Annotated in this window: 14 protein-coding genes; 6 read left to right on the forward strand and 8 right to left on the reverse strand. The window is 49.8% G+C overall.

Annotated elements, in window-relative coordinates; translation table 11 throughout:
* Positions 1–7 precede the first annotated feature (7 nt).
* On the forward strand, positions 8–1180 hold the full coding sequence (locus tag AC4E8B_RS07360) for a thiolase family protein (protein WP_490217933.1): 1173 nt from the start codon (positions 8–10) through the stop codon (positions 1178–1180).
* Positions 1181–1809: 629 nt separating this feature from the next.
* On the opposite strand, the gene AC4E8B_RS07365 is transcribed toward AC4E8B_RS07360, so the two are convergent.
* Complete coding sequence (locus AC4E8B_RS07365; protein ID WP_490219558.1) at positions 1810–2370, reverse strand: cysteine hydrolase family protein; 561 nt, start codon at positions 2368–2370, stop codon at positions 1810–1812.
* Between the two features lie 138 nt (positions 2371–2508).
* Here AC4E8B_RS07365 and AC4E8B_RS07370 point away from each other — a divergent pair, with 138 nt between their 5' ends.
* Entirely contained in the window at positions 2509–4017 is a 1509-nt protein-coding gene (locus tag AC4E8B_RS07370; RefSeq protein WP_490217934.1) for a class I adenylate-forming enzyme family protein, read from the forward strand.
* 72 nt (positions 4018–4089) lie between these two features.
* Positions 4090–4638 carry a GNAT family N-acetyltransferase gene (locus tag AC4E8B_RS07375; RefSeq protein WP_490217935.1) on the forward strand — a complete coding sequence of 183 codons (549 nt, stop codon included), beginning with the start codon at positions 4090–4092 and terminating at the stop codon, positions 4636–4638.
* A gap of 113 nt (positions 4639–4751) precedes the next feature.
* Here the strand turns inward: AC4E8B_RS07375 and AC4E8B_RS07380 are convergent, their stop codons facing one another.
* The gene (locus AC4E8B_RS07380) at positions 4752–5879 is read right to left on the reverse strand and encodes an MFS transporter (RefSeq protein ID WP_490217936.1); all 1128 of its coding nucleotides are present in this window, start codon (positions 5877–5879) and stop codon (positions 4752–4754) included.
* 396 nt (positions 5880–6275) lie between these two features.
* Here AC4E8B_RS07380 and addB point away from each other — a divergent pair, with 396 nt between their 5' ends.
* The 3 genes from addB to hlpB all read left to right on the forward strand — a co-directional run bounded on the left by addB (position 6276) and on the right by hlpB (position 13907).
* The gene (gene addB, locus AC4E8B_RS07385) at positions 6276–9767 is read left to right on the forward strand and encodes a helicase-exonuclease AddAB subunit AddB (RefSeq protein ID WP_490217937.1); all 3492 of its coding nucleotides are present in this window, start codon (positions 6276–6278) and stop codon (positions 9765–9767) included.
* A complete protein-coding gene (gene addA / locus AC4E8B_RS07390; protein WP_490217938.1) occupies positions 9760–13524 on the forward strand; it encodes a helicase-exonuclease AddAB subunit AddA in 3765 nt (1254 codons plus the stop codon). The genes addB and addA overlap by 8 nt, the downstream gene beginning before the upstream one ends.
* 80 nt (positions 13525–13604) lie before the next feature.
* Entirely contained in the window at positions 13605–13907 is a 303-nt protein-coding gene (hlpB, locus tag AC4E8B_RS07395) for an HNH nuclease-like protein HlpB (protein WP_490217939.1), read from the forward strand.
* A gap of 44 nt (positions 13908–13951) precedes the next feature.
* Here hlpB and AC4E8B_RS07400 read toward each other — a convergent pair whose 3' ends face one another.
* Genes AC4E8B_RS07400 through AC4E8B_RS07425 form a run of 6 tightly spaced genes read right to left on the reverse strand, consistent with a single transcriptional unit; the run spans position 13952 to position 15897 of the window.
* Positions 13952–14170: a spore germination protein gene (locus tag AC4E8B_RS07400; RefSeq protein ID WP_009794017.1), complete on the reverse strand. Its 219-nt coding sequence runs from the start codon at positions 14168–14170 to the stop codon at positions 13952–13954.
* A gap of 45 nt (positions 14171–14215) precedes the next feature.
* The gene (locus tag AC4E8B_RS07405) at positions 14216–14593 is read right to left on the reverse strand and encodes a spore germination protein GerPE (RefSeq protein ID WP_490217940.1); all 378 of its coding nucleotides are present in this window, start codon (positions 14591–14593) and stop codon (positions 14216–14218) included.
* 4 nt (positions 14594–14597) lie between these two features.
* A complete protein-coding gene (locus AC4E8B_RS07410; RefSeq protein WP_009794019.1) occupies positions 14598–14774 on the reverse strand; it encodes a hypothetical protein in 177 nt (58 codons plus the stop codon).
* The gene (gene gerPC / locus AC4E8B_RS07415; RefSeq protein WP_490217941.1) at positions 14771–15388 is read right to left on the reverse strand and encodes a spore germination protein GerPC; all 618 of its coding nucleotides are present in this window, start codon (positions 15386–15388) and stop codon (positions 14771–14773) included. Before gerPC ends, AC4E8B_RS07410 begins: the two co-directional genes overlap by 4 nt.
* A gap of 38 nt (positions 15389–15426) precedes the next feature.
* Positions 15427–15660 carry a spore germination protein GerPB gene (locus tag AC4E8B_RS07420; RefSeq protein WP_490217942.1) on the reverse strand — a complete coding sequence of 78 codons (234 nt, stop codon included), beginning with the start codon at positions 15658–15660 and terminating at the stop codon, positions 15427–15429.
* A 15-nt stretch (positions 15661–15675) separates the two neighbouring features.
* Positions 15676–15897 carry a spore germination protein gene (locus AC4E8B_RS07425; RefSeq protein ID WP_490217943.1) on the reverse strand — a complete coding sequence of 74 codons (222 nt, stop codon included), beginning with the start codon at positions 15895–15897 and terminating at the stop codon, positions 15676–15678.
* Positions 15898–15975: the final 78 nt, after the last annotated feature.

Raw genomic sequence — 15975 nt, forward strand, 5'->3', positions numbered from 1 at the left:
AAGAAAAATGAGGACTGCGGTTATCGTATCAGCTGCAAGGTCGGCGGTCGGAACCTTCGGAGGCGCGTTCAAGGATCTCCTGCCAACCGATCTGGCTGTACCAGTCATAAAGGAAACTGTAAAGAGAAGCGGTTTGGAAAATCATGAAATCGATGAGGTGATCCTCGGCCATTGCATCCAGCGGACTGACCAGCCCAACACGGCCAGGACTGCAGCACTGCTGGCAGGGCTTCCGGATGAGACCTCGGGATTTACTGTCCAAAGGCAATGTGCATCCGGCATGCAGGCGGTCATTTCGGCAGCCCTGCAAATCCAGGCCGGTATATCGGATATCGTAGTGGCGGGCGGTGTGGAGGCTATGAGTTCAAGTCCGTATCTCCTGAAGGACCACCGCTGGGGAGCGAGGATGCAGCATGGGAAAATCACCGATTCTGTATGGGAAATCCTTGAAGATCCGATCCACCATATCATGATGGGTGAAACAGCTGAAAATCTGGCAGAGCTTCATGGGATTACAAGGGAAGAGCAGGATGAAATTGCCCTCCTAAGCCACCAGCGCGCCCTGAACGCCATTGAAAAAGGTTATTTTGAAGAAGAAATTGTACCTATAACAGTCAAGCACAGGAAAGGGGAAACCGTTGTATCCCGGGATGAGAACCCGCGGCTAGATCTGACAGCAGAAAAGCTTGCCGGCTTAAAGCCTGTTTTCCGGGATAATGGAACCGTGACGGCGGGGAATGCTTCCAGCCTGAATGATGGGGCAGCGGCACTGGTACTTATGTCCGAAGAAACGGCAATGGCAAAAGGGCTCACGCCGCTTGCCCGGATTGCAGGCTTTTCAGTATCAGGCGTCGACCCTAAAATCATGGGAAGGGGACCGGTCCCGGCAGTCAGGAAAGGACTGCAGCAGACAGGCTGGTCTCTGGAAGATGCAGACCTGATCGAAGTGAATGAAGCATTCGCAGCCCAATATCTCGCTGTTGAGAAGGAGCTTGGCCTGGACAGGAGCAAAGTGAACGTCAATGGCAGCGGCATCAGCCTGGGACACCCGATCGGCTGCACAGGAGCAAGGCTCATCGTCAGCCTGGTGCATGAACTGAAAAGAAGAGAACTGAAAAAAGGCATCGCCTCCCTCTGCGTCGGCGGAGGCATGGGAGCTTCAATTTTTATAGAAAGATAACAAGAGAGGCATGGGATGCCTCTCTTTCTATTTGCACACAAAAGGGATGGGTGAAAGCATTCTTATTTCCAAATGTTTTGGGAATAGAAATATTAAACACGGAGATATCAAAATGGAGTGTCCCCGTCTTTCTCAGGAGAAATTTACTTGCCCAAAAATTTTCAAAGCCCTGTTGATTGGAGTGGAAGGCACGAAGACTCCTGCGGGAGATAGCGGAAATGTTGAGACCCCACAGCGCGCAGCGCGAGGAGGCTCAACTCTGCCCCGCGGAAAGCGAAGTGCCTGGAGCGGAAATCAACACCCCATACCAAGAGAAAACCATGGACTTAAATGGTTTATCCCTTTTTCTCCAAAGTGCTGCAGGAGTTTATAGAGATAGAAAATGCTATTAACCTCTATAGCTCTTTAGTAAACTCATGTATATCCAAAAAAATTTTAAAACCCTGTTGATTGGAGTGGAAGGCACGAAGACTTCTGCGGGAGATAGCGGCAAGGCTGAGACCCCGCAGGAGGCACGACGAGGAGGCTCAGCGCCGCCCCGCGGAAAGCGAAGTGCCTGGAACGCAAATCAACAGCCCCCATATACTCCTCTAACCCTTATTTGCTTGTCCTCATAAGCTATAGCTTTTTTAAACAAGTAACCCCATCAGCTCCCCAGCAGTAACCACCTGGGCAAACTCTTTATTCAGCATCGCCAATTCAATCTCATGCACCTGCTCAGGAGGATAAACCGTGCCCCCAGTACCTTTGGCTTCAAACGCGGCACAAGCATCGGAAACAAGATAGGTGCTGAATCCCAGATTGCCCGCCATCCTTACGGTGGTCGAGACGCAATGCTGTGTCGATAATCCAGTTATGCAGACATTCCGGATATCCTTGCCCCTTAAATATGACTCAAGGCTCGTGCCGATGAACGCAGAATTCACTTCCTTCTGGAAAACCTGCTCATCCGGCAGCGGGGCATTGGCATTTTTAAAGCTCACACCCTCTGCGTTTTCACGGTATAAAGGAGACGAAGGCTGAACCGATAAATGCTGCGAGTAAATGATCTCCCACCCTCTTTTTCTCCATTCCCCCTGCAGCTGCCCGATCACTTCCTCTGCGCCGGGATTGTTTCTTTTCCCCCAATATGGGTCGTCAAAGCCCTTTTGCACATCCAGGACCAGCAGGGCTGGCGGAGATTCCATCATTTTCAAAGGCTGCACCTCTTTTCTCGAAGTAATAACTCAGCTTTATTATTTCCGGAGTATGGAAAATCATCCAAGTGTAACTCTTCTGCAACTGATGTTATTTACACTTTCCATATCAAAGATGAAGGAGAGATTGCATTGTGGAGGGAAATCGACTGGCTGACCAATAGAGCAGGGCTGTCGCCCGGCACTGTGGCAGTTATTGACGCTGAACAGGAGAAATCCTGGACATATAAAGAGCTGAACATCAGGGCGGAGGCCTTGGCCGGCTGGCTGCTTGAAAAGGGAGCTGTCAAAGGTGACAGGATCGCGCTGCTTGCGCCTAATCATATAAGCTGCCTGGACTTTCTGTTTGCCTGCGGAAAAATCGGGGCTATTTTCGTGCCGGTCAACTGGAGGCTTGCGGCGGAAGAGATCCAGGCTATACTGGCAGACTGCACACCCGTAATAATAGGCTATCATTATTCATTCATTGAACTCGCATCACGCCTGCAGCTGCATCAATTTGAGTCTGTCTGCCTGGACGAAACACCCTTCAGGATGCCTGGCCGCCCATTCATTCTTCCATGGCAGGTCGATGAGGAGGATCCCCTTGCCATGATTTATACGGGGGGAACGACAGGGAAGCCGAAGGGAGCTGTGCTTTCCCACCGGGCGATCTTCTGGAACGCCGTCAATACGGCAGTCAGCTGGGGGCTTACGAACCAGGATACGACAATTACTTATCTGCCGATGTTCCATACCGGAGGCATCAACGCCCTAACACTGCCTTTGCTGATGGCCGGAGGCAAAGTCGTGCTCGCCGGGAATTACAATCCGTCTGATGCAGCCCGTTATATCAGGGAATATCAGTGCACCATCATCCTGCTTGTGCCTACGATGTACCATATGCTGATAGAAACAGAGGAATTTAAGGAAGGCAAGTTTGAGTCCATGAGGGTATTTCTTTCAGGAGGTGCTCCGTGCCCGCTTTCGATTTATGAAGAATTCAGGAGGAAAGGGCTGCACTTCAAAGAGGGCTACGGCATGACAGAAGCCGGGCCGAATAATTTTTATATCAGCCCGCAGGAAGCTATACTGAAAAAAGGATCCATCGGAAGGCCGATGCTGTTCAACACAGTGAAAATTATGGCAGAAACAGGTGTCGAGGCAGGAAATGGAGAAGTTGGGGAGGTTTTGATAAAAGGGCGTCATGTCTTTTCATGCTACTGGAATAATGAAGAGGCCACAAAGGATGCTGTAAGAGATGGCTGGCTCTATACCGGTGACCTCGCAAAAGTCGATGAGGAAGGGTTCTTCTATATAGTCGGACGGAAGAAGGATATGATCATCACCGGAGGGGAAAATGTATACCCGCTGGAAGTGGAGCAGTGGCTGGGTTCCTGCCCGCAAGTGGATGAAGTATCTGTCATTGGGATAGATGACCGGAAATGGGGGGAAGCAGTAACGGCATTCATTGTGCTGAAGGAAGCAGCTGCCATGACCAAAGAAGAGATAAAGAGTTATTGCAGGCAAAAGCTCGCTGCTTATAAGGTCCCTAAATTCATTTATTTTCTTGATAAGCTTCCAAAGACCCATGTTGGGAAGATTGACAAAAAGCAGCTGAAAATGACTGCGGCAGAAATGGCAGCTGCTAAAGAAGGATAATTCGGCATCCACATCGAATAAAAGGGTACTCCCGGCGGCTGAAAGCCTCTGGAAACAACTGGGGAGATCGTTATGATTACAGAGAAACTGCTGGAAGGCAAAAATATCAGACTAGGCTATTTTGCGGAAAAAGATCTGGAAAACATATTGGAGTGGCATACAGGGGAGCTTTTTATGCGCCATCTCGATGCCGTCCCTGTAAAGCCGAGAACGAAGGACGACCTGAAAAAGCAATGGCTGGAGGACACCAGTGATGTCTTCCGGTTTGCTGTCATCCATAAAAGCACTGAAAAGGCAATCGGGTTTGCTGAGGTTAATGGCGTTCTTTGGACGCATAAGACTGCCTGGGTCAGCCTGGGCATCGGCAGCGAAGAGCACTGGGGGAAAGGTTATGGAGGAGAAGCGCTTCTTTGCCTGATTGATTATGCCTTTAATGAACTGAATCTTCATCGCCTTCAGCTTACAGTGTTCTCCTATAACAGCCGGGCAATCAAGCTGTATGAAAGAATCGGCTTTAAAAAAGAAGGAGCCTTCCGTGAGTTTATGGAACGAAACGGGCAAAGATATGATATGTTTCTCTACGGGCTCCTCCGCAGAGAATGGCAGAAAAGTCCGGAATGACAGATTCCGGGCTTTTTGCGCTGACAAGAAACAGCGGCTGGCAGGAATGGCCGGCATGGGATTATCTCGGTCAGCCCCGGGCAGAAGCAGGAAGGCTTGCTTCGCCCCTCCCCCTAATAATCCCTTTCCTTCTTCTCAAGCCTATGAACAATCACCAGATCAACCGCAAAACAGCATAACAGAAGAATGAGCACCCCGGCAAAAGGCAGGATGGCAGCAGCTGGCGAGGCAAGGCTCGCCCCGGTTAACAGAATGAAAGAATAGAGTGATAATGCTTTGGCGCGCCGCTCTCCGCCAAATGATCCAATTAAAGTGATAATGGAAGGAATCAAGAGAGAAATCGAGGCGACGAAAGCGACTGATAGAATGACATGGATTTCCGCCCCGGTGAGAAGAAGGAAGATGCTCAGGAGCCCAAGCCAAAGGCCGGTTCTTAGTGTGCGGTAAACCCCGGATCTTTCAATCAGTCTGCCGGTGAAAAGAGATAAAATGGCGCCTGCCATGCCTGCCGCCCTTAGAAGGAACAGTTCCTGGAAGGTGCCGCTGAATTGCCGTGCAAGGCTGTCATAGAAAGCTGCAAAGGAAAACAGCAGAGTGAACGATATCACATAGCATAACAGAAGCCTGTTATTTTTCAGCAGGACCGCAAAGGATGCCAAGGCGCTTTCCTGGACTGCAGGCTCTCCTGCGGCAGGCAGCAGAAACCAGGCTAAAATGAACAGCGCAAGATAGCATCCAGAAAAAAAGAAAAAGACAGAATGCCAGCCATAATGAAGCGTAAGGACAGAGCTGATCAGCTGGCCGAGTATGCCTGCGAGGAGAAAGCCTGTATTGATGAGCACAAGCAGAAGCGTTCTGCCGCGGCCGGAAAATAAGTCGAAAGTATAGGCAAAAGCCACTGGCGCAAAACTTCCTAAAACAAATCCCTGAAGCGACCGGAGGAAATAAAGGCTGCCTTCACTGCCGGAAAGTCCGACCGCAAAAGTGGCAAGTGCAGAAGCGAGCATCCCAAAGACAATGACCTTCTTTCTGCCTGCCTTGTCTGACAGGGGGCCGAATGTTAAAAGGCCAATTGCATAAAAGATGGAAAAAAGGCTCCCAGCTGTGATGATTGCTCCTTCATCTGCATCGAGAGAGGCGGCTATTTCACCGTATATGGGAATGAGGGTATAAATGTTCGAGGCAACAAGTATCCCGGAAACCACAAGCAGGGCGCCTGAGGCGGATAAACGTGTTTTCATTTGCGTTAGCTTCCCTCCTTTCAACAAAATTCTTATGCCTGGCCTGCAGGCTGCAGTTCAGGCAGGCGCTCCCGCAGGTTGCAGCACCTTTAGCCTGCGTTCCATCATGAAGCAGGCCGCCTCCGCATTTAATTAATATATGCCAGTGGAGACCATCTGGAAAGTTGTTCCCAGTCCAGTGTAATCCATTGGCAACAAAGCAGAAAAAAGAGTATAATAATAGATATATAAGGGCAGCTGTTTTATTGGCGCCTGCTGTAAAAAATAGAGTTGTTTTTTCAAAGGCGCAGAATAAGCTGCGCCTTTTTCGCACTTAAATAGCAAGATACAGAGGTTCCGGATCAGGCATTTTCGGCCAGGGGGAACCAGCAGACGGATAATAGGGGAGGACCATGGATGTCTGTACGTTTTATATTAGGCCGGAGCGGCAGCGGCAAGACTTCGCTCTGCCTTGAAGAAATCAGGGAGAAAATGAAGCAGGAGCCAAATGGCCATCCAGTTGTTTATCTGGTGCCAGAGCAGATGACATTTCTTTCGGAATATAAGCTCATCACAACCCCGGGGCTTGGCGGGATGATCCGTACACAGGTTTTGTCTTTCACAAGGCTTGCCTGGAAGGTGCTCCAGGAAACAGGCGGGATCAGCCGCTATCATTTGAACAGCACTGGCGTCAATATGCTCATCAGGAAGATCATTGAAGATAAAAAGGATGAACTGAAAATCTTTCAGCGGGCAGCAGGAAAGAACGGCTTTATCGGCCAAATGGAGCAAATGCTTACTGAATTTAAACGCTACTGCATCGGCCCTGAAGCTCTCGCGGGCAAAAGGGAAGAGCTTGGTGCCGGCAGGGGCAGCAGGGGCCTCCAGGACAAGCTGCACGATATGCAGCTGATTTATGAGAAGTTTGAAGAGGGCCTGCTTGGCAAGTACGTAGATTCCGAAGACTATTTCAGGCTTCTGACTGAAAAAGCAGAGTTGTCGGAGTACCTGAAAAATGCTGAAATTTATATTGATGGCTTTTACAGCTATACGCCCCAGGAATATATGATCATCCAGCAGCTGATCACAGTCTGCAAAAGGGTGACGGTGACCTTCACGCTTGACAGGCCGTACAAAACAGCAGTGCCGGAAGACCTTCACCTTTTCAGGATGTCTGCTGAATCATACCAGTCGGTTTACGAGATTGCGAGGATGGCCGGGGCCGGGATGGAACAGGAAGTCCTGCTGAAGGGGCAGCAGCGCTGGGACAATGAATCGCTGCGCCATATGGAAAAAGCTTTCAGCAGCAGGCCTGCCGAACCGTACGCGGGCAAGGCGAATGTCCAAATAGCACAGGCAGTGAACAGGCGTGCCGAAATAGAAGGTGCAGCCAGAGAGATTAAAAGGCTGGCGGCATCAGAGGGATACCGTTATAAAGACATCGCCCTTCTGATGAGGAATGGATCGGTTTACCATGACATCATTGAAACGATATTCGATGATTATGAGATTCCGTTTTTCATTGATCAAAAGCGGACGATGATGAACCACCCCCTCATTGAGCTGATCCGCTCATCACTTGAAGTGATTACCGGCTTCTGGAGATATGAGCCTGTTTTCCGCGCAGTCAAAACCGAACTGCTGTTTCCATCTCAGGCAAATCTTGATATGGTCAGGGAAAAAATGGACAAGCTTGAAAACTATGTTCTGGCATATGGAGTCCAGGGTGGAAAATGGACAAAAAAGGACCGCTGGAATTATCGCCGCATCAGGGGGCTTGAATTCGAATCAATGGTCCAGACAGATGCGGAAAAAGAGCGGGAAGAAGAGCTTAATGAAATGAGGGACCTGATTGCCGCTCCGATACTCCGGCTTTCCAGGAGGCTTAAGAAGGCTGACAGCGGAAGAAGGCTGTGCGAGGCTGTTTATCTCTATTTGGAAGAGCTTGATATCCCATCCAAGCTAGAGCGATGGAAGCTGGAGGAAGAAGAAAAAGGTAACCTTGTGAAGGCGAGGGAGCATGACCAGGCCTGGAATGCTGTCATGGAGCTTCTCGACCAGTTTGTAGAGATGCTCGGGGATGAAAATATCTCCATGAAGCAGTTTGCCAGCATCCTGGATTCCGGAATGGAATCGCTCCGCTTCTCACTTGTGCCGCCTGCAATGGACCAGGTGCTGGCTGCAGATCTGGATAAATCGCGTTTATCGGATATAAAGGCAGCATTTGTGATTGGACTGAATGAAGGCGTCCTGCCCGGAAAGTTCACTGATGAAGGAGTGCTTGCTGACGCTGACCGGGAGCAGCTTCTGCAGTCAGGGCTTAAAATTGCCCATGGAAGCAAGATCAGGCTCCTGGATGAGGATTTTCTTGCTTATCGGGCATTTTCCACCCCTTCATCCTATTTGTACATCAGTTACCCGCTCGCCAATGAAGAAGGCAAGGCACTGATGCCGTCGCCTTACATCAGCCGGGCGAACGAATTGTTCCCAGAGGCACGGCAGCTGATGTGGATGGCCGATCCGTTCGAACTTCCCGAGGAAGAGCAATTATTATTCGCTGCGAATGAAGATACGAGCCTTTCCTATCTGGCATCCCAGCTTCAGATGAATAAACGTGGCTATAAGATCAGCGGGATCTGGTGGGATGTCTACAACTATTATCAATCCCACCCGCAGCTCGGAGACACAGCCAGGAAAGTGCTGTCCAGCCTGAGTTACGAAAACAGAACGGCCAGGCTCTCGGAAGAGGCAGCCAAAGAACTGTACGGCGAAACGATCCAGGCAAGTGTATCAAGGATGGAGCTTTTCCACAGCTGCCCATTTTCCCATTTTGCCCAGCATGGCCTGAAGCTCAGGGACAGGAAGATTTTCCGGCTGGAAGCGCCTGATATCGGCGACCTGTTCCATGCAGCCTTGAAGTTCATCGCCGAAACCGTCATGGATAAAAGGATGTCATGGTCTGACATGACAAGGCAGGAGTGTGAGAAGCTTGCCAAAGAGGCAGTTGAGATGCTGGCTCCGAAGCTTCAGAATGAAATACTGCTAAGCTCGAACCGCCACTTTTATATAAAACGCAAGCTCGAGAATATCATAAGCAGGGCTTCCTATATTCTAAGCGAGCATGCAAAGGCAAGCGGGTTTTCCCCGGTCGGGCTTGAACTTGGCTTTGGTCCGAAAGACAAGCTGCCCCCTCTGTCCTTCAAATTGAGGAATGGAACGAACATGGAGCTGGTCGGCCGGATTGACCGGGTTGATAAAGCGGAAAATGAAAATGGGGTCTACCTTCGTGTGATCGACTATAAATCCAGCGCAAGGGACCTGAATATCAGCGAGGTCTACTATGGACTTGCCCTGCAGATGCTCACGTATCTGGACATCATCATCACCCATTCAGGGGATATAGCAGGGAAAAAGGCCGATCCGGCAGGGGTCATGTACTTCCATGTCCATAATCCGATTGTGAACTCACCGAAACTTCTCACACTCGACGAAATTGAAGAGGAAATTTTTAAGAAGTTCAAAATGAACGGACTGCTGCTCGGGGATGAAAATGTATTGAGGCTCATGGATCAGACCCTTGATTCCGGCGACTCCTCAATTATCTCGGCTGGATTTAAAAAGGACGGGACAATCACGAAGAGGTCGAAGGTTGCAACAAGGGACGACTTTGACAGCCTCCGGAAATTCGTCCGGGGAACTTATGCAAAAACAGGGGACCGCATCATAAGCGGAGCGGCAGATATTGCTCCTTATAAATTGAAGGACAAAGTGCCTTGTACATTCTGCTCATTCAAATCGGTCTGCCAGTTTGACGAATCGGTTGAATCGAATGAATACAGGGTGCTGGCCCCTAAGTCTAAGGAAGAACTGATGGATAGGATAAAAAAGGAGGCGGGAGATATTGGCTAAAGCAATTATCCCTCCAAAGCCCGAGGGGGCGAGCTGGACGGACGACCAGTGGAAGGCGATCATGGCTTCGGGCCAGGATATTCTTGTGGCCGCAGCAGCTGGCTCCGGAAAAACGGCTGTACTGGTTGAAAGGATCATCAATAAGATTGTATCCCGGGAAGAGCCGGTCAATGTGGATGAGCTCCTCGTTGTGACGTTTACGAATGCGTCTGCTGCAGAGATGAGGCATAGGATCGGGGAAGCGCTTGAGAAGTCTATAAACAGGGATCCGCAGTCTGCGCATCTGCGCAAGCAGCTAAGCCTGCTGAGCAGGGCTTCTATTTCCACACTTCATTCATTCTGTCTTGAGGTGATCCGGAAATATTATTATCTGATCGATATCGATCCCGGCTTCCGCATTGCCGATGAGACAGAAGGGCAGCTCCTCAGGGATGAAGTGCTTGAAGAACTGTTTGAAGAAGAATACGGCAAGGAAAACAATGAAGACTTTTATCGCCTGGTCGATGCTTTTACGAGCGACAGAAGTGATGCGGCCCTCCAGGATATCATCAGGGAACTGTATGACTTTGCGCGCTCCAACCCGGCGCCTGATCAATATCTCGAGATGATAATGCAGATGTATGAAGTCGGCAGCGATGCAAAACTGGAAGAGCTTCCGTTCATGTCAAGCGTCCTGTTCGACATAGGATTGCAGCTTGATGGAGCAAGGCAGCTGCTGGAAAATGCACTTGAGCTTTCCAAAACGCCTGGCGGGCCTGCTCCGAGGGCTGAGAACTATATCGATGATCTCAGTGCAGTGGATACCTTGATAGCCGCCAACAATCATTCCTGGGCAAGCTTGAACGAAGCCATGCAGCTTTGGAGCTTCGGCCGGGCGAAAAATTGCAAAGGCGATGAATATGATCCCGATCTGGTCAAGCAGGCCCAAAAATATAGAGATAAGGCGAAGAAAATGATCCAGGATCTGCAGTCGGAGTTCTTTTCGCGCAGGCCGGAAAGTTTCATAAAGGATATCAGGGAGATGAAGCCGCATATCGATATGCTCGTCAGCCTTGTCCGATCCTTTTCAGAGAAATTCAACACCGTTAAAAGTGAGAAGGGACTTGTTGATTTTGCCGATCTGGAGCATTTTTGCCTGGAGATTCTTTCTGACCCTTCGGCCAGGCAGGAGGGTGTTATTTTGCCTTCCGAGCCAGCCCTTTCATACCGGGACCATTTCAAGGAAGTGCTGGTTGATGAATACCAGGACACCAACATGGTCCAGGAAGCGATATTGCAGCTCGTGACGAAGGATGGGGAAGAGACCGGCAATCTGTTTATGGTGGGCGACGTAAAACAGTCCATTTACCGGTTCAGGCTGGCAGAGCCCAATCTATTCCTCGGCAAGTATACCCGCTTTACGGTTGATGGCGAGAAGACAGGATTAAAAATCGACCTTGCAAGAAATTTCCGCAGCAGAAGGGAAGTGCTCGACGGCACCAACTTCCTTTTCAAACAGGTGATGGGGAAAAAAGTGGGGGAAATCGATTATGACCAGGCTGCCGAGCTTGTCAAGGGAGCTTCGTATCCGGAAGACCTGCCGTACCCTGTAGAACTCCATCTGATCGACCTCGCCGGTCAGGAAAAGGCCCAAAATGAGGAGCAGGACGAAAGTGATGCAGGATACGACCTTGAGGACCTGGAACAGTCACAGCATGAAGCCAGGCTGATGGCTGAAAAGATCAAGGAAATGCTGTCATCCGGCAAAAAAGTGTACGAGCCTAAATCCGGAACATACCGTCCATTGATGTACCGTGATATGGTCATCCTTCTCAGGTCGATGACATGGGCTCCGCAGATCATGGAAGAGTTCAAAAAGCAGGGGATCCCGATTTATGCGAATCTGTCTTCAGGCTATTTTGAAGCAACCGAGGTTGCCATCATGATGAGCCTTTTGAAAGTGATCGACAACCCGCATCAGGATATCCCGCTTGCCTCTGTTTTAAGGTCCCCGATTGTCGGCCTTGATGAGGAAGAGCTTGCCCAGCTACGGATTGCTGATAAAAAGAATTCTTTTTACGAAGCTCTCAGGGCCTACTGTGAAACAAGGAAAGGCGGAGATTTGTATGATAAAGTAAAGCCGTTTTTCCTGAAGGTTGCCGAATGGAGGTCGATGGCAAGGAAAGGCGGGCTTTCCGAGCTGATCTGGCAGCTTTACCGCGATACCCATTTCTATGATTTTGCCGGCGGAATGCCTGGGGGCAAGCAAAGGCAGGCCAATCTGCGGGCACTGTACGACCGGGCACGCCAATATGAAGCAACTTCTTTCCGGGGCCTTTTCCGCTTCCTGCGGTTCATTGAACGGATGCGGGAACGGGGCGATGACCTCGGGGCAGCACGCGCACTCGGCGAGCAGGAGGATGTCGTGAGGGTGATGACCATTCACAGCAGCAAGGGGCTGGAGTTCCCTGTCGTATTCGCGGCAGGACTGGCAAGGCAGTTCAATACGATGGATTTGAAAAAGTCCTATCTGCTTGATAAGGAATATGGATTTGCGGCCAAATATGTGAATCCTGAGAAGCGTATTTCCTACCCATCCCTGCCACAGCTTGCTTTTAAAAGGAAAAAGAAAATGGAAATGCTGGCAGAGGAAATGCGTGTCCTGTATGTAGCGCTGACACGTGCCAAAGAACATCTTTTCCTTGTGGCAAGTGTGAAAAATGCTGAAAAGAAACTGGCTGGCTGGCAGCAGGGGTCCCAAAAAGACAGTTGGCTGCTGGATGAATATGAACGGGCGGCGGCTTCCAGCTATCTTGATTGGATCGGCCCTGCCCTTATCCGCCACCGGGACGGGGAGCCCCTTCGAAGCGGGCAGGATGATGCTGTCATAGGGAGCCAAAAAGAGATCGCTCTGCATCCATCGTCATGGAGGATTGAAATCAGGCAGGCAGCCGGTTCGGCGGCTCAGGAGGAGAAAAGTGATGAAGCCGGGGAGCAGTGGATCGACAGGGTGTATGAAGGCAAACCTGTGCCGGCTGAGTCCCCTTTTAAAGAGGAAATACAGAACTCGCTTTCCTGGCAGTACAGTTATCCTTCCGCAGCTTCCCACAAATCGAAGCAATCTGTGTCGGAAATGAAGCGGCAGAGTGAAGTGAAGGATGAAGAGAGCGGCAGCGATCTTGTCAGGAATCTGAAAAAGCCGATCCTGAACCGCCCAAGGTTCATGCAGGAAAAGTCGATGACACCTGCAGAGCGGGGCACGGCGATGCATATGGTCATGCAGCACGCGGACCTCTCAAATCCTGTTACAGAAGAGTCGATTGCAAGACAGCTGGCGGATATGAAACATCAGGAGCTGCTCACGGAAGAACAGGTCCAGGTGATTGACCCGGCCCTCATTGCGGGATTCTTCCAAACACCGCTTGGCATGAGGATGAGAAACGCTGCAAGGATTCAGAGGGAGGTCCCGTTCAACCTGGCATTGCCGGCCAGCGCCGCCTACCCGGGCTGGAAGGGAACCGAAGAACCGGTCCTTGTCCAGGGGATCATCGACTGTATCTTTGAGGATGAGCATGGTACAGTCCTGCTTGACTATAAATCGGACAGCATCCATGGACGCTACAATGGCGGTTTTGAGGAGGCAAGGCCGGTCCTCGAAAAAAGGTATGATATCCAGATAGGACTGTATGCAAAAGCGTATGAAGCCATTGCCAAACAGTCTGTTGATGAAAGATATCTATTCTTTTTTGACGGCGGCCATATTCTGAAGCTTGAATAGAGATAATAAGAAAGCAAAAGGGGAGACTCTTTTGCTTTTTTATCTTCATTGAAATGAAACTGTAGAAGGAGGCTGACCGAATGGTGAAGAGAAGCGCTGCAGAAGGCATATGCGAGCTCTGCGGACGGGAGCCTGTCATGGTGACTGTCCATCATCTTACACCAAAAGAGTTTGGCGGGACATTCCTCCCGACGGCCAATCTCTGCATTCCGTGCCATAAGCAGATACATGCCTTATACCCAAATTCCGAATTGGCAGTGAGGCTGAATTCGATCGGGCTCTTGAAGGATGACCCCCAGATTGCCAAATTTCTGAAATGGATAAAAAAGCAGCCTTCATCAAAGCTGACGAAGGCTAAAAAGTCAAATGCTAGAAAAAAATAGAAAATCCATGTTTCTTTTTAAGATGCCGAAAGGGCCGGAAGTTCTTAATTATTCCCCACGTTTGGCTGGTCGATCAGATTGGTGTCAAGTACATTGCTGGCATTGAGGCCGTTATTTGTAATGATGAATCCGCCCGTATTGAAGGCGCCCTGGCCGCTCGTTGATTTGGAGTTATTTTTTGGGGAAATGTACAGGGCATCCCCGAATTGCACGATTCCTCCTCCAACATTCACGATCTGCACAGGTCCGATAATTGCAGGCATTGTACCACTTCCTTTTTTCTGGCATTGCTTTTCCTGCCCCTTCTGTCAGGTTTCCTGAAGAGGCAGAAGCTGGCGGATATGCTTGACGCGCGACTCCATTGAAACATGGCCGCTGTTGCCGATATGAACCAGTGATGATGCTGAAATACCGATAACATCTATAGAATCCACTTTAATGGCCGGCTTGCCCTGATGTACATACATTTGAAGGGGATCTTCAAGGGCCGGAAGGGGAAGGGGCTCTGTAAAGATTGAATAATCATTGTACCTTCCTTCGTTTGCGAAAAAGACCTCAGCTTGGCGCTGTACGGCAAGCGCCCTTGAAAACCCCTGTATATACTCAGAATCTCCCACTTGCAGGATGGAGGAAAAGGAGACGGTATCCACATTCAGTTTATTGACGATTGCTGTTCTCTGAAGCATCTCATCACTCCGGAGTCAGCGGCACAAACGGGCCGATTATAAGGGATTCCGCCGGGGTATCAAAGGTAGAGGCAAGCTGGATGGTCTGGGTGTCCCCGACCATGAGCAGTGAGGAGCTTGAGACACCGAGTACGCGTATGCTGCCGACGTTCAAGTCTCTGTTGTAAACCTCGAAGTTCATTCTTTCTTCATCCCTTTCATATTTTCAGGCAGATTCCCAAGGAAGGCTTTCACCCCGTTCCGGATTTCCCCTTTTATCAGGGAAGCAGCTTCTTTCCACCAGCCTTCGGGATTCCTTGCCATCTGCTGATTGTTTTGTGCCTGCTTCACATAGTAATCAATCCTGCTTGGCAGCTGTTTTTTTACATCTTCTTTTATAAAAGAAAGATAGGAAGAGTCCGCCTCCAAATTCAGATTGCCGGCTGCTTCTGCAAAGACCTGCGGCAGATCTTTTTCCAGGAAAGCCTCGATTTCTTCTTCAATTTCCACGATTCTTTGCATCTGTCCCTGTGAGGCCGGGGGGACAGATACGTTGCTGCCTTTAACGGCAAAGTCTTCTATTCCCTGGAGCTCCGACGGGTTCAATCCGATATTCAATGTGCCTTCCAAGGTTTCAACTTTCAGCTGGTCGAATTTGTATTCAATGGTATCTACCTGGATCGGCGGGCGGTCTTTGAGTGCGATCAGCTGCTGCTGCAGTTCGCCGGCCAATTTCTCCAGCTTTTTGATCCTGCTGTCCTGAAACTGGACAAACTGATGAAGCTTCTGCATATACGTGTAAAAATCCTGATTCAAGCGGCCACCCCTTTTCTTGTATATTCAAAACTTGCAGGCTACCTCGTATAAGCCGGAGCGGCCGGCGAAGAAAGAGGGACTGCCGGCGCTTCGATTGGCGTTCCTCCTGGGGCCGACGCCTGGGGTGCAGGCTCCAAAAAGCCTCCGGTATTATACAAAAAGGAAGCAGGCTTGATGATTCCCGCACTCCCGATCTGGAAAACAGAGGAATTAGTCAATCCTCCTATGCGGATATTGTTGATCTGAATGGTTTGCTGTATATAGAAATTCATACTATCACCCTATGGTCAAGCATTGAAATAATTGCCCTGATCGATCCCGTCCTGATCAAACGTGTTGGTCGTGCTTTGTCTGTTATAGACATTGAGTCCATCTCCGGTATTGAACGAGCCAGCGCCGGAAAAGGTCTTGGCATTGGAAACAGGCATGATTTTATATACATCCCCGATATGGAAGACAGAACTGCTCCCGATTGATACTACCTGTGCGACTCCTACGATTGCCGGCATATAAAAACATCCTTTGACTATTGGTTTCTGTACTATCGTATGTGCCTATGCCGGGATTGTGATAAAAAAGCCCAAAAT

Source organism: Bacillus sp. SRL543, from assembly GCF_984799205.1.

What these genes read in the sequence shown, in the direction of transcription:
- AC4E8B_RS07360 (WP_490217933.1), top strand. Translation starts at nt 8, where the DNA reads ATGAGGACTGCGGTTATCGTATCAGCTGCAAGGTCGGCGGTCGGAACC.
- AC4E8B_RS07365 (WP_490219558.1), bottom strand. Translation starts at nt 2,370, where the DNA reads ATGATGGAATCTCCGCCAGCCCTGCTGGTCCTGGATGTGCAAAAGGGC.
- AC4E8B_RS07375 (WP_490217935.1), top strand. Translation starts at nt 4,090, where the DNA reads ATGATTACAGAGAAACTGCTGGAAGGCAAAAATATCAGACTAGGCTAT.
- AC4E8B_RS07380 (WP_490217936.1), bottom strand. Translation starts at nt 5,879, where the DNA reads ATGAAAACACGTTTATCCGCCTCAGGCGCCCTGCTTGTGGTTTCCGGG.
- addB (WP_490217937.1), top strand. Translation starts at nt 6,276, where the DNA reads ATGTCTGTACGTTTTATATTAGGCCGGAGCGGCAGCGGCAAGACTTCG.
- hlpB (WP_490217939.1), top strand. Translation starts at nt 13,605, where the DNA reads ATGGTGAAGAGAAGCGCTGCAGAAGGCATATGCGAGCTCTGCGGACGG.
- AC4E8B_RS07400 (WP_009794017.1), bottom strand. Translation starts at nt 14,170, where the DNA reads ATGCCTGCAATTATCGGACCTGTGCAGATCGTGAATGTTGGAGGAGGA.
- AC4E8B_RS07405 (WP_490217940.1), bottom strand. Translation starts at nt 14,593, where the DNA reads ATGCTTCAGAGAACAGCAATCGTCAATAAACTGAATGTGGATACCGTC.
- AC4E8B_RS07410 (WP_009794019.1), bottom strand. Translation starts at nt 14,774, where the DNA reads ATGAACTTCGAGGTTTACAACAGAGACTTGAACGTCGGCAGCATACGC.
- AC4E8B_RS07420 (WP_490217942.1), bottom strand. Translation starts at nt 15,660, where the DNA reads ATGAATTTCTATATACAGCAAACCATTCAGATCAACAATATCCGCATA.
- AC4E8B_RS07425 (WP_490217943.1), bottom strand. Translation starts at nt 15,897, where the DNA reads ATGCCGGCAATCGTAGGAGTCGCACAGGTAGTATCAATCGGGAGCAGT.